This window comes from Pseudomonas sp. 37 R 15, assembly GCF_900004865.1.
GTDB lineage: Bacteria > Pseudomonadota > Gammaproteobacteria > Pseudomonadales > Pseudomonadaceae > Aquipseudomonas > Aquipseudomonas fluorescens_AM.
On record NZ_CVTV01000013.1, the window covers coordinates 45,529 to 58,632 of the forward strand.

Annotated in this window: 16 protein-coding genes; 14 read left to right on the forward strand and 2 right to left on the reverse strand. The window is 61.6% G+C overall.

Translation table 11 applies throughout. The annotated features are described in order from the left end of the window. Positions 1-136: 136 nt before the first annotated feature. From BFQ04_RS03305 to BFQ04_RS03325, 5 genes are all read left to right on the forward strand, one after another. A complete protein-coding gene (locus BFQ04_RS03305) occupies positions 137-706 on the forward strand; it encodes a YqgE/AlgH family protein (RefSeq protein WP_065891570.1) in 570 nt (189 codons plus the stop codon). Beyond that, positions 706-1,143 (forward strand): Holliday junction resolvase RuvX, encoded by a 438-nt coding sequence (gene ruvX, locus BFQ04_RS03310; protein WP_003195067.1) that lies wholly within the window; start codon positions 706-708, stop codon positions 1,141-1,143. Before BFQ04_RS03305 ends, ruvX begins: the two co-directional genes overlap by 1 nt. Positions 1,144-1,275: 132 nt before the next feature. Next, positions 1,276-1,782, forward strand: a complete 507-nt coding sequence (gene pyrR, locus BFQ04_RS03315; protein ID WP_065949577.1) for a bifunctional pyr operon transcriptional regulator/uracil phosphoribosyltransferase PyrR — start codon at positions 1,276-1,278, stop codon at positions 1,780-1,782. A 24-nt stretch (positions 1,783-1,806) separates the two neighbouring features. Then, positions 1,807-2,811: an aspartate carbamoyltransferase catalytic subunit gene (locus tag BFQ04_RS03320; RefSeq protein WP_065949578.1), complete on the forward strand. Its 1,005-nt coding sequence runs from the start codon at positions 1,807-1,809 to the stop codon at positions 2,809-2,811. After that, on the forward strand, positions 2,808-4,079 hold the full coding sequence (locus BFQ04_RS03325; RefSeq protein ID WP_065949579.1) for a dihydroorotase: 1,272 nt from the start codon (positions 2,808-2,810) through the stop codon (positions 4,077-4,079). Before BFQ04_RS03320 ends, BFQ04_RS03325 begins: the two co-directional genes overlap by 4 nt. 79 nt (positions 4,080-4,158) lie before the next feature. Here the strand turns inward: BFQ04_RS03325 and BFQ04_RS03330 are convergent, their stop codons facing one another. Then, entirely contained in the window at positions 4,159-4,587 is a 429-nt protein-coding gene (locus BFQ04_RS03330) for an NINE protein (RefSeq protein WP_065885354.1), read from the reverse strand. 249 nt (positions 4,588-4,836) lie between these two features. Here BFQ04_RS03330 and BFQ04_RS03335 point away from each other — a divergent pair, with 249 nt between their 5' ends. Continuing rightward, the gene (locus tag BFQ04_RS03335) at positions 4,837-5,475 is read left to right on the forward strand and encodes a C40 family peptidase (protein ID WP_065949580.1); all 639 of its coding nucleotides are present in this window, start codon (positions 4,837-4,839) and stop codon (positions 5,473-5,475) included. 136 nt (positions 5,476-5,611) lie between these two features. Here the strand turns inward: BFQ04_RS03335 and BFQ04_RS03340 are convergent, their stop codons facing one another. After that, on the reverse strand, positions 5,612-6,646 hold the full coding sequence (locus BFQ04_RS03340; RefSeq protein ID WP_065949581.1) for a type IV pilus twitching motility protein PilT: 1,035 nt from the start codon (positions 6,644-6,646) through the stop codon (positions 5,612-5,614). 57 nt (positions 6,647-6,703) lie between these two features. Here BFQ04_RS03340 and BFQ04_RS03345 point away from each other — a divergent pair, with 57 nt between their 5' ends. The 8 genes from BFQ04_RS03345 to hemW all read left to right on the forward strand — a co-directional run bounded on the left by BFQ04_RS03345 (position 6,704) and on the right by hemW (position 13,086). Further along, positions 6,704-7,390 carry a YggS family pyridoxal phosphate-dependent enzyme gene (locus BFQ04_RS03345; RefSeq protein WP_065949582.1) on the forward strand — a complete coding sequence of 229 codons (687 nt, stop codon included), beginning with the start codon at positions 6,704-6,706 and terminating at the stop codon, positions 7,388-7,390. A 33-nt stretch (positions 7,391-7,423) separates the two neighbouring features. Further along, complete coding sequence (gene proC / locus BFQ04_RS03350) at positions 7,424-8,242, forward strand: pyrroline-5-carboxylate reductase (RefSeq protein WP_065949583.1); 819 nt, start codon at positions 7,424-7,426, stop codon at positions 8,240-8,242. Positions 8,243-8,267: 25 nt separating this feature from the next. Beyond that, positions 8,268-8,855, forward strand: coding sequence for a YggT family protein (locus BFQ04_RS03355; protein WP_057723513.1), 588 nt, complete (start codon positions 8,268-8,270; stop codon positions 8,853-8,855). A gap of 194 nt (positions 8,856-9,049) precedes the next feature. Continuing rightward, positions 9,050-10,192, forward strand: coding sequence for a homoserine O-succinyltransferase MetX (locus tag BFQ04_RS03360; RefSeq protein WP_065949584.1), 1,143 nt, complete (start codon positions 9,050-9,052; stop codon positions 10,190-10,192). Positions 10,193-10,217: 25 nt separating this feature from the next. Continuing rightward, entirely contained in the window at positions 10,218-10,838 is a 621-nt protein-coding gene (gene metW, locus BFQ04_RS03365; RefSeq protein ID WP_016972957.1) for a methionine biosynthesis protein MetW, read from the forward strand. A 21-nt stretch (positions 10,839-10,859) separates the two neighbouring features. Further along, positions 10,860-11,294 (forward strand): DUF4426 domain-containing protein, encoded by a 435-nt coding sequence (locus BFQ04_RS03370; protein ID WP_065949585.1) that lies wholly within the window; start codon positions 10,860-10,862, stop codon positions 11,292-11,294. Next, positions 11,291-11,887: an RdgB/HAM1 family non-canonical purine NTP pyrophosphatase gene (gene rdgB / locus BFQ04_RS03375; RefSeq protein WP_065949586.1), complete on the forward strand. Its 597-nt coding sequence runs from the start codon at positions 11,291-11,293 to the stop codon at positions 11,885-11,887. Before BFQ04_RS03370 ends, rdgB begins: the two co-directional genes overlap by 4 nt. Further along, positions 11,884-13,086 (forward strand): radical SAM family heme chaperone HemW, encoded by a 1,203-nt coding sequence (hemW, locus tag BFQ04_RS03380; protein ID WP_065949587.1) that lies wholly within the window; start codon positions 11,884-11,886, stop codon positions 13,084-13,086. The genes rdgB and hemW overlap by 4 nt, the downstream gene beginning before the upstream one ends. The last annotated feature ends 18 nt before the right edge of the window (positions 13,087-13,104 follow it).

Genomic DNA, 13,104 nt, shown 5'->3' on the forward strand with positions numbered 1-13,104 from the left:
TAGCACTGCGTCATCGTTAACGACCTTCGCGAGCAAGGGCTAGCCGCCCGCCTCGCTCCTACAGAAAAGCAGACGGCGCTCTATTAGGGTCACGCTCAGCTTGTCAGTTCGCCCCTCCGACGCCACACTAGCGGACATGAAAAATGTCAGCCCGACCTACCTCAAGCACCACTTCCTGATCGCCATGCCCCATATGGCCGACCCGAACTTTGCGCAGACCTTGACCTACATCGTCGAGCACACGGCCAATGGTGCCATGGGGTTGGTGGTGAACCGCCCGCAGGAGCTGAACCTGGCCGATATCCTTGAGCAACTGCGCCCGGAAATCGATCCTCCCGCCAGTTGCCAGGGCGTACCGATCTACATCGGCGGGCCGGTGCAGACCGATCGCGGTTTCGTGTTGCACCCCACCGGGCCGAAATTCCAGGCCACGGTGGACCTTGAGGGCGTATCCCTGTCCACATCCCAGGATGTGTTGTTCGCGATTGCCGACGGCGTCGGCCCTGAACAAAGTGTGATTACCCTGGGATACGCCGGTTGGGAAGCCGGGCAACTGGAGGCCGAACTGGCCAGCAATGCCTGGCTGACCTGCCCCTTCGACGCCGACATCCTGTTCAACACCGCCAGCGAACTGCGCCTGGAAGCGGCCGCCGCCAAGCTGCGGGTCAACCTCAGCCTGTTGACCAGCCAGGCGGGGCACGCCTGATGGCTTTGCGTCTGATCCTGGGATTTGACTACGGCACCAAGCAGATCGGCGTTGCGGTCGGCCAGGTCATCACCGGCCAGGCCCGCGAGCTGTGCACATTGAAGGCCCAGAACGGCGTGCCGGACTGGAACCAGGTCGAAGCCCTGATCAAGGAATGGAAGCCCGATGCAGTCGTGGTCGGCCTGCCCTTGAACATGGATGGCACCCCCAGCGACATGTGCCTGCGCGCCGAAAAGTTCGCCCGCCGCCTCAACGGCCGCTACAACCTGCCCTTCTATACCCACGATGAACGCCTGACCACCTTTGAAGCCAAGGGCGAGCGACGCGACCGTGGCGGACAGAAAGGCAGTTACCGCGACAACCCCGTGGACGCCATCGCCGCCGCCCTGTTGTTGCAGGGCTGGCTGGATGAAAACACCGCTTTATTTGAATCCTGACCCGCCGCGATCCTGTGGGAGCGGGCTTGCCCGCGAAGAACGTTAACGATACCGCGTGAAGGCTGGATGAACGCGGTGCCCATGAGTTTTTCGCGAGCAAGCTCGCTCCTACACACTTAACAAGGAGCCACCATGAGCCTGCCCAATCCCGCCGAACTGATCAGCCAGATGGCGTTACACCTCAACGCGCACCTGGAGCATCGTGCCATCAGCGAACCGCGCTTCATTGGCATCCGCACCGGCGGTGTGTGGGTGGCCCAGGCCTTGTTGGAAGCGCTGGGCAGCGATTCGCCCCTGGGTACGCTGGATGTGTCCTTCTACCGTGACGATTTCAGCCAGAACGGCCTGCACCCGCAAGTGCAACCCTCGGCCCTGCCGTTCGAGGTCGAAGGCCAGCACCTGGTGCTGATCGACGACGTGCTGATGAGCGGCCGCACCATACGCGCAGCCATGAATGAGCTGTTCGACTACGGCCGCCCGGCCAGTATCACGCTGGTGTGCCTGCTGGACCTGGAGGCTGGCGAATTGCCGATCAGCCCGGATGTGGTTGGCGCGACGCTGTCTTTGCAAGCCCACCAGCGGGTAAAATTGTCCGGTCCCACGCCGCTCGAACTCGAACTGCAAGACCTTGCCCTTTAAACCGCCTTGTAAAGAGTCCCCGCGATGACGCCTCTAGATGCCAAGCGCCCGCTGCAGCTCAATGCTCAGGGCCAGTTGCAACACTTCCTGTCCCTCGATGGTTTGCCCCGCGAACTGCTCACCGAAATCCTCGACACCGCCGACTCGTTCCTCGAAGTCGGTGGCCGGGCGGTGAAGAAGGTCCCGCTGCTGCGCGGCAAGACCATCTGCAACGTGTTCTTCGAGAACTCCACGCGCACCCGCACCACCTTTGAACTGGCGGCGCAGCGGCTGTCGGCTGACGTGATCACGCTGAACGTGTCCACCTCGTCGGCCAGCAAGGGCGAAACCCTGCTCGACACCCTGCGCAACCTGGAGGCCATGGCCGCCGACATGTTCGTGGTCCGCCACGGAGACTCCGGCGCCGCGCATTTCATCGCCGAACACGTGTGCCCGAATGTGGCGATCATTAATGGCGGCGACGGCCGCCACGCCCACCCGACCCAGGGCATGCTCGACATGCTCACCATCCGTCGGCACAAGGGCGGCTTTGAAAACCTCTCGGTGGCCATTGTCGGTGACATCCTGCACTCGCGGGTCGCGCGCTCGAACATGCTGGCCCTGAAAACCCTGGGCTGCCCGGACATTCGTGTGATCGCCCCGAAAACGCTGCTGCCCATCGGCATCGAGCAGTACGGCGTGAAGGTCTATACCAACATGGCCGAAGGCCTCAAGGATGTGGACGTGGTGATCATGCTGCGCCTGCAACGCGAACGCATGGCGGGTGGCCTGCTGCCCAGCGAGGGCGAGTTCTACCGCCTGTTCGGCCTGACCACCGCGCGCCTGGCCAGCGCCAAGCCGGATGCGATCGTGATGCACCCGGGCCCGATCAACCGAGGGGTGGAAATCGAATCGGCGGTGGCCGACGGCCCGCAGTCGGTGATTCTCAACCAGGTGACCTACGGCATCGCCATCCGCATGGCCGTGCTGTCCATGGCCATGAGCGGGCAAACCGCGCAACGTCAATTCGAGCAGGAGAACGCCCAGTGAAGCTCAGCATTCTCGGCGCCCGAGTCATCGATCCGGCCAGCGGCCTGGATCACGTTACCGACCTTCACCTGGACGCCGGCAAGATTATCGCCATCGGTGCCGCGCCCGCAGGCTTCAGCGCAGTCGAAAGCATCGACGCCAAAGGCCTGATCGCAGCGCCTGGGCTGGTGGACCTCAACGTCGCCCTGCGCGAGCCGGGCTACAGCCGCAAAGGCAACATCACCAGCGAAACCCGCGCCGCCGCCGCCGGTGGCGTAACCAGCCTGTGCTGCCCGCCCAACACCAAGCCGGTCCTGGACACCTCGGCGGTCACCGAGCTGATCCTCGACCGCGCCCGTGAAGCGGGCAACTGCAAAGTGTTCCCTGTGGGCGCGCTGAGCAAAGGCCTGGAGGGCGAGCAACTGGCTGAACTGATCGCCTTGCGCGACGCCGGTTGCGTGGCGTTCAGCAACGGCCTGGAGAGCTTTCGCAGCACGCGCACCCTGTGCCGGGCCCTGGAATACGCGGCCACGTTCGACCTGACGGTGATCTTTCATTCCCAGGACCGCGACCTGGCTGAAGGCGGCCTGGCCCATGAAGGCGCGGTGGCCAGCTTCCTCGGCTTGCCGGGCATCCCGGAAACCGCAGAAACCGTGGCCCTGGCCCGTGACCTGTTGCTGGTGGAACAAAGCGGCGTACGCGCGCATTTCAGCCAGTTGACCAGCGCCCGCGGCGTCGCCCTGATCGCCCAGGCCCAGGCCCGTGGCTTGCCGGTGACGGCGGACGTGGCGCTGTACCAGTTGATCCTGACCGATGAGGCGCTGATCGACTTCTCCAGCCTCTACCACGTGCAACCGCCGCTGCGTACCCTGGCCGATCGTGAGGGTTTGCGTGCGGCGGTGAAGTCAGGCGTGGTCTCGGCGATCTCCAGCCACCACCAGCCCCACGAGCGCGATGCCAAGCTGGCGCCGTTTGGTGCCACCGAGCCTGGCATCAGCAGTGTCGAGTTGCTGCTGCCGTTGGCAATGACCTTGGTGGAGGATGGCCTGCTGGACCTGCCTACGCTGTTGGCCCGTCTGAGCGCGGGCCCGGCCGAGGCCTTACGCCTGCCGGCGGGTAAGTTGACGGTGGGTTCGGCGGCGGACCTGGTGCTGTTTGACCCGGCGAGTTCCACGGTGGCCGGGGAACACTGGCTGTCCAAAGGCGAAAACTGCCCGTTCATCGGCCACAGCCTGCCGGCCACGGTGCGCTACACACTGGTGGATGGGCGGATCAGCTACCAGGCTTGAGACAGCCCTCAAGTGGGCACAGTAAATGTGGGAGGGGGCAAGCCCCTTCCCACATGTGGTTCTCTATGTGGCCGAGAGATCAGCGTCCGCCATTGCGCTCGGCATTGCGGATCGAAACCTGGCTGTTCAACGTCCAGAAGTCGTACAGCACCCCAATCAGGAACAAGCCGCCGGTCAGCAGGTAGATCAGGCCGGTGATCCATTTGCCCTGGTACATCCGGTGCACGCCGAACACACCCAGGAACGCCAACAGAATCCAGGCCACGTTGTATTCGATGGGCCCGGCGGTAAAACGCAGGTCGGCTTCACGGTCCATCGCCGGGATCAGGAACAGGTCGATCAGCCAGCCAATACCCAGCAGGCCGAAGGTGAAAAACCAGATCGTCCCGGTGACCGGTTTGCCGTAATAAAAGCGATGCGCTCCGGTGAAACCGAAAATCCATAGCAGGTAACCGATCACCTTGCTGTGGGTGTCTTGCTGCGAAGCAACCTGTTGATAGGTGTTCATGAAGGACCTCTTTTCACTCAATAGATAAATTTGTTCATTTTTTTTGTGACTTTTTTACGGGCGCCCGACGCACGGTAAATGGTATCGTTCTGCCCTCAAACCCTTATGCCACCTGACTTGTGTAGGACAATTGCGGCTAATCGTCGCGTTTTTTCCGAATTTGCCCCCAAGGTTCAGTCGACAAACGGCCTGAGAACAGCACAAAAAGCTGTTATAAAGTTGCGCGCAAACCCATATGAGCCACGCCTAATGCGACCATTTATCAAGACATGGCTAACCATTTGCCTATTAATGCCACTGGCCGCCCACGCCACCAATCGTGAGCAACGTCTTCCAAACGTTAACGGTTTTACTCCCAAAGTTCATAGCACGCCCAGCACCGCCAAATCGGCAAAGCCCACCGTCAGCCGCCCGACTCAACTGAGCAAGGCCCACGGCAAAGTGCTTTCCACCCAGCTGGGCGTGAACACCAAGCAGAGCAGCAATGTCCTCAGCCGCGCCGTGAACGTGCTCGGTACTCCTTATCGTTGGGGCGGCAGCAGCCCAAGTAAAGGGTTCGACTGCAGCGGCCTGGTAAAATATGCATTCAACGACGTCAAGGCGGTGGATTTACCGCGTACGTCCAACGCCATGGCGGCCGGCCACGGCTTGAAAGTCGATCGCAAAGACCTGAAGCCGGGCGATTTGCTGTTCTTCAAGCTCAAGAGCCGCCAGGTCAACCACGTTGCCATCTATCTGGGTAACGACCGCTTTATCCACGCGCCGCGTCGCGGCAAGTCGGTGAGCATCGATACACTGAAAAAGCCGTTCTGGGACAAGAACTATGTGATCGCCAAGCGGGTGCTGCCCAAAGAGCAGAACAACACCCTGCGGATCGTGCAGCGCTGATTCCAGGCTCAAATGCAGTAAATGTGGGAGGGGGCTTGCCCCCGATGGCAGAGTATCAGTCAACAAATTCATTGGCTGATACACCGCTATCGGGGGCAAGCCCCCTCCCACATTTGTTTTGTGTTGGTCTTGCGAGCTATATATCTGCCGGCACCCTCGCCTTTTCCCGCGCCTGCTCCTGACTGATCACACCCTCGCTCACCAGCGCCTTCAAGCTCATGTCCAGCGTCTTCATCCCCAATGCACCACCCGTCTGGATAGCCGAGACCATCTGCGCCACTTTGTCTTCGCGGATCAGATTACGAATAGCCGGCGTGCTCAGCATGATTTCGTGAGCCGCGACACGTCCGCCGCCGATCTTCCTGACCAGCAACTGAGAGACCACCGCCTGCAACGACTCCGACAGCATCGAGCGGACCATGGCCTTTTCGCCGGCCGGGAACACGTCCACCAGCCGGTCTACCGTCTTTGCCGCCGAGGTGGTGTGCAAGGTGCCAAACACCAGATGCCCCGTCTCAGCGGCCGTCAGCGCCAGGCGGATGGTTTCCAGGTCACGGAGTTCGCCCACCAGGATCACGTCCGGGTCTTCGCGCAATGCCGAGCGCAGCGCCACCGAGAAGCTGTGGGTATCGCGATGCACCTGGCGCTGGTTGATCAGCGCCATTTTCGGCCTGTGGATAAACTCGATGGGGTCTTCCAGCGTGAGAATGTGCTGGCGTCGATGCCGATTCAGATAATCGATCATCGCCGCCAAGGTGGTGGACTTGCCTGAGCCGGTGGGCCCGGTCACCAGCACCAGGCCGCGCGGCAGCTGCGCGATACGCTGGAATACCTCGCCCAGGCCAAGGCTTTCCAGGCTCTGGATGTCGCTGGGAATAGTGCGAAACACCGCCCCCACTCCCCGCTCCTGCTGGAACACATTCACGCGAAAGCGCGCCACGCCGGGCAGCTCGAAGGCAAAGTCTGTTTCAAGAGATGTTTCGAAATCCTTTTGTTGGTGCTGGTTGAGCAAAGGGCTCAATAAATCCGCTACCTGCGACCCGGCCAGCACCGGGCAATCCAGCGGCCAGACCTCGCCATCGATGCGCAACATCGGCGCAAGGCCGGCCGACAGATGCAGGTCGGAAGCGCCACGGCGCACGCTGGCAGTCAGTAATTCAGTGATATCCATAGGGCTTTCCATTTCCAGTAGAATGCCGCGGACTCCATATCCACGGGCGCAACTTGAATGTCGACGATAGCAGACAACATCGGCTTGGTTAGCCAGCGCATCCGCGCCGCCGCCGACGCCGTGCAGCGTGACGCAAGCGGCATCCACCTGCTGGCGGTGAGCAAGACCAAACCGGCGCAAGCCGTACGCGAAGCCTATGCCGCAGGGATGCATGATTTTGGTGAAAACTACCTGCAGGAAGCCTTGGGCAAACAGGCGCAATTATCCGACCTGCCCTTGAGTTGGCACTTCATCGGCCCCATTCAATCGAACAAGACTCGCGCGATCGCCGAGAACTTCGCCTGGGTGCATTCCGTGGACCGCCTGAAAATCGCACAACGCCTGTCCGAACAACGCCCTGTCGACCTGCCTGCGCTGAATATCTGCATCCAGGTCAACGTCAGTGGCGAAGCCAGCAAGTCCGGCTGTACGCCCGCCGACCTGCCGGCCCTGGCCAACGCCATCAGCGCCCTGCCGCGCCTGAAGCTGCGGGGCTTGATGGCGATCCCCGAACCGACTGAAGATCGCGCTGCGCAAGATGCAGCGTTCGCCGCGGTGCGCGAGCTGCAAGGCAGCCTGGCCCTGGCGCTCGACACACTTTCCATGGGCATGAGCCACGACCTCGAGTCGGCCATCGCTCAAGGCGCCACCTGGGTGCGGATCGGTACCGCGCTGTTTGGTGCCCGTGACTACGGCCAGCCGTGAAATGGCTGACGTTCATTTAGCTAAGGACCTGTCATGAAAGACATGCGTATTGCCTTTATCGGCGCCGGTAACATGGCGGCCAGCCTGATCGGCGGCCTGCGGGCCAAGGGCCTGGAAGCTGCGCAGATTCGCGCCAGCGACCCGGGCGCCGAGACCCGTGCCCGTGTCAGCGCCGAACACGGCATTGAAACCTTTGCCGACAACGCCGAGGCCATCGAAGGCGTCGACGTGATCCTGCTGGCGGTCAAGCCCCAGGCCATGAAAGCCGTGTGCGAAAGCTTGCGCCCGAGCCTGCAGCCTCATCAACTGGTGGTGTCCATCGCTGCCGGTATCACCTGCGCCAGCATGAACAACTGGCTCGGCGCCCAGCCGATCGTACGCTGCATGCCGAATACTCCGTCGTTGTTGCGCCAGGGCGTGAGCGGTTTGTACGCCACCGCCGACGTCAGCGCCGCGCAGCGTGATCAAGCCCAGCAACTGTTATCCGCTGTGGGCATCGCTCTGTGGCTGGAGCATGAGCAGCAACTGGACGCGGTCACCGCCGTTTCCGGCAGCGGTCCGGCGTACTTTTTTCTGTTGATCGAAGCCATGACCGCCGCCGGCGTGAAACTGGGCCTGCCCGCCGACGTTGCCGAGCAACTGGCCGAGCAGACCGCCCTGGGCGCCGCGAAGATGGCGGTGTCCAGCGACGTGGATGCGGCCGAACTGCGCCGCCGGGTAACGTCCCCGGGCGGCACCACACACACCGCCATCGAATCGTTCCAGGCCGGGGGCTTTGAAGCCCTGGTGGAAAAAGCACTGGGTGCCGCGGCACATCGTTCAGCCGAAATGGCCGAACAACTGGGCAAATAGTCGTCCCTTACCAAGGTAATCAAACATGCTCGGAATCAATGACGCTGCCGTCTTCATCATCCAGACCCTGGGCAGCCTGTACCTGCTGATCGTGCTGATGCGCTTTATCCTGCAACTGGTGCGGGCGAACTTCTACAACCCGCTGTGCCAGTTCGTGGTCAAGGCCACCCAACCCCTGCTCAAGCCGCTGCGCCGGGTGATCCCGAGCCTGTTCGGGCTGGACATGTCGTCGCTGGTACTGGCACTGCTGTTGCAGATCCTGCTGTTTGTGGTGATCCTGATGCTCAACGGCTACCAGGCCTTCACGGTGCTGCTGCTGCCATGGGCGCTGATTGGCATTTTCTCGCTGTTCTTGAAGATCATCTTCTGGTCGATGATCATCAGCGTGATCCTTTCCTGGGTCGCACCGGGCAGCCGCAGTCCGGGCGCCGAGCTGGTGTATCAGATCACCGAGCCCGTATTGGCGCCATTCCGTCGCCTGATCCCGAACCTGGGCGGGCTGGATATTTCGCCGATCTTTGCGTTCATCGCGATCCAACTGATTCAGAGCTGGGTGATTCCGCGTTTGGCGTTCTATGCGTTCATGCCTAAAGAGCTGTTCGGCCTTATCTGAAATGCGCTAAAAAATGTGGGAGGGGGCTTGCCCCCCGATCGCGGTGGGTCAGTTACAAATAAGCTGACTGATCCACTGCTATCGGGGGCAAGCTCCCTCCCACATTTTGTATCCGTCTACTGATGCAGGCCATTGCTTGCCGCTGGGTCCCCCGCTCTTTAGACTTACGCCTCATTTAAACGAGAGCAGGGTCGATGCCAACTGCCTTCCCCCCCGATTCCGTTGGACTGGTCGTGCCTCAAGTGGCGCACTTCAGCGAACCGCTGGCCCTGGCCTGTGGCCGTTCGCTGCCAGCCTACGACCTGATCTACGAAACCTACGGCCAACTGAATGCCACGGCGAGCAACGCCGTGCTGATCTGCCACGCCTTGTCCGGCCACCATCACGCCGCGGGCTTCCACAGCGTCGACGAGCGCAAGCCCGGCTGGTGGGACAGCTGCATCGGCCCCGGCAAGCCCATCGACACCACTAAGTTCTTCGTGGTCAGCCTGAACAACCTCGGCGGCTGCAACGGTTCCACCGGTCCCAGCAGCCTCAACCCGGAAACCGGCAAGCCCTTCGGCGCCGACTTCCCGGTGCTGACCGTGGAGGACTGGGTGCACAGCCAGGCGCGCCTCGCCGACCTGCTGGGCATCGACCAATGGGCCGCCGTGATCGGCGGCAGCCTGGGCGGCATGCAGGCCCTGCAATGGACCATCACCTACCCGGATCGCGTGCGTCATTGCCTCGCAATCGCCTCGGCCCCCAAGTTGTCGGCGCAGAATATTGCCTTCAACGAAGTGGCGCGCCAGGCCATCCTCACCGACCCCGAGTTCCACGGTGGTTCGTTCCAGGAAGCCGGTGTGATCCCCAAACGCGGCCTGATGCTGGCGCGGATGGTCGGGCACATCACCTACCTGTCCGATGATTCCATGGGCGAAAAATTCGGCCGTGGGCTCAAGAGCGAAAAGCTCAACTACGACTTCCACAGCGTCGAGTTCCAGGTGGAAAGCTACCTGCGTTATCAGGGCGAGGAGTTCTCCGGGCGTTTCGACGCCAATACCTACCTGCTGATGACCAAGGCGCTGGACTACTTCGACCCGGCCGCGAACCATGACGACGACCTGGCGAAAACCTTCGAGCACGCCACGGCCAAGTTCTGCGTCATGTCGTTCACCACCGACTGGCGCTTCTCGCCGGCGCGCTCGCGCGAACTGGTGGACGCCCTGATGGCTGCGAAGAAAGACGTCTGCTATCTGGAGATCGATGCACCGCAGGGCCACGACGCCTTCCTGATTCCCATCCCCCGTTACTTGCAGGCGTTCAGCAATTACATGAACCGAATAGCGCTTATATGAATTGCTTACGCTTTGGGAGAACGCCATGAGAGCCGACCTGGAAATCATCCAAGACTGGATCCCCGCCGGCAGTCGCGTGCTCGACCTGGGCTGCGGCGATGGCGAGTTGCTGAGCTGGCTGCGCGACAACAAGCAAGTCACCGGCTACGGCCTGGAAAACGACCCGGACAACATCGCCCAGTGCGTGGCCAAGGGCATCAACGTGATCGAGCAGGACCTGGACAAGGGCCTTGGCAACTTTGCCAGCAACAGCTTCGACATCGTGGTGATGACTCAGGCGTTGCAAGCGGTGCACTACCCGGACCGTATCCTTGACGAAATGCTGCGCGTCGGCCGCCAATGCATCATCACTTTCCCCAACTTCGGTCACTGGCGCTGCCGCTGGTACCTGGCCACCAAGGGTCGCATGCCGGTGTCGGACTTCCTGCCGTACACCTGGTACAACACGCCGAACATCCACTTTTGCACTTTCGAAGACTTCGAAGCCCTGTGTGGCGAGCGTGAAGCCAAGGTGATCAACCGCCTTGCCGTCGATCAACAGCACCGCCACGGCTGGGCGAGTAAGCTATGGCCCAACCTGTTGGGCGAAATCGGTATCTACCGGGTCAGCAGTCCTGGCCTGACCGACCACAAGATTGCCGTCTAATCATTATCAAGAGGGACGCTCATGAATCGTCTGGCTGTTTTTCTACTGACCGCCTGCCTGGGCGCCAACGCCGTGGCTGCGGACGCTATCGACGCTAACCGCAAGAAAGATTTCGGCGATATCACGGTTCACTACAACACCTTTACCTCCAGTTTTCTGCCACCCGAGACCGCTCAAGACGTCGGCATAGTGCGCAGCAAAGAGAAGGGTTTGATCAATGTGACGGTGATCAAGGGCGTCACACCGGTCGCAGCCCAGGTCACCGGTACCATCAAGGACCTGGGCGGCAAAAGCGAGATCCTGACCTTCAAGCAAATCGAAGAGAAAGGCGGGATCAGCTACCTCGCGCCCTATTCGGTGACCCAGCGGGAATACAAGACGTTTACCATCAACGTTGAAACCGGTGGCAAAGCCCACGGCTTCCAATTCAACCAAGAACTGTTCCCGGCCGAATGATGAAGCTTACCCAACTCGTACTGGCCAGCCATAACGCCGGCAAACTCAAGGAACTGCAGGCCATGCTCGGTGAATCCGTGCAACTGCGTTCGATTGGCGAGTTCAGCCAGGTAGAACCGGAAGAAACCGGCTTGTCGTTCGTCGAGAACGCCATCCTCAAGGCGCGCAACGCCGCACGTATCTCCGGCCTGCCGGCCCTGGCGGATGACTCGGGCCTGGCGGTGGATTTCCTCGGCGGCGCGCCGGGCATCTATTCGGCACGCTACGCCGATGGCAAGGGCGACGCGGCCAATAATACCAAGCTGCTGGACGCCCTCAAGGACGTGCCCGACGCCGAGCGTGGCGCACAGTTTGTCTGCGTGCTGGCCCTGGTGCGACACGCCGATGACCCGCTGCCGATCCTGTGCGAAGGCTTGTGGCACGGGCGTATCCTGCATGCCGCCAGCGGTGAGCATGGCTTTGGCTACGACCCACTGTTCTGGGTGCCGGAGCGCAACGTCTCCAGCGCCGAATTGAGCCCGGCCGACAAGAACCAGATCAGCCACCGCGCCCGCGCCATGGCGTTACTGCGCCAGCGCCTGGGCTTGAAATGACCCAGAACACCTCTGCGCAGCCGCTGATCCACGGTGGCGCGCAAACACCCCGGGCGGCCTTGCCTGTGCTGCCGCCCCTGGCGTTGTACATCCACATTCCGTGGTGTGTGCGCAAATGCCCGTATTGCGACTTCAACTCCCATACCGCAAGCAAAGTATTGCCGGAAGAAGAGTACGTGGACGCGTTGCTCGCCGATCTCGATCAAGACCTGCACGCCGCCCATGGCCGCAAGCTGAGCTCGATCTTCTTCGGCGGCGGCACGCCCAGCCTGTTCAGCGCTGACGCGCTGGGGCGCCTGCTCAAAGGCGTGCAAGCGCGCATCCCGTTTGCCGGCGATATCGAAATCACCCTGGAAGCCAACCCAGGCACCTTCGAACAAGAGAAGTTCGTGGCGTACCGCAAGCTGGGGATCAATCGCCTGTCCATCGGGATCCAGAGCTTCCAGCAAGAGAAGCTTGAAGCCCTGGGCCGTATCCACAATGGCGACGAAGCGGTGCGCGCCGCTGGTATGGCGCGCCAGGCCGGGTTCGATAACTTCAACCTGGACTTGATGCACGGCCTGCCCAACCAGTCCCTTGACGACGCCCTGGGCGACCTGCGCCAGGCGATTGCGCTCAAACCGACGCACTTGTCCTGGTACCAACTGACCCTGGAACCCAATACCGTCTTCTGGAACCAGCCGCCCGCGCTGCCCGAAGACGATACGCTGTGGGATATCCAGGAAGCCGGCCAGGCGCTGCTCGCCGAGCACGGCTACCAGCAATATGAAGTGTCGGCCTACGCCCAACCGGGACGGCCGGCGCGGCATAACCTCAATTACTGGAGCTTTGGCGACTTCATCGGTATCGGCGCCGGCGCCCATGGCAAGCTCAGCCACCCCGACGGGCGCATCGTACGCACCTGGAAAACCCGCGCACCTAAGGACTACCTCAACCCGGCCAAAAGCTTCCAGGCCGGGGCGAAAGAGCTGACCAACGAAGAGCTGCCGTTCGAGTTCCTGATGAACGCCCTGCGCCTCACTGAAGGGGTCGACGCCAGGCTCTATGCCGAGCGCACCGGGCTTGACCTGGCGAGCCTCGACGAAGGGCGCCGCGAGGCAGAACAAAGTGGCTTAATGCAGGTCGAACCGTCACGCCTGGCGGCGACCGACCGCGGGCAACTCTTTCTCAATGACCTGTTGCAGACGTTTTTGAGCTGACGCTTTTTAAGGAAATCA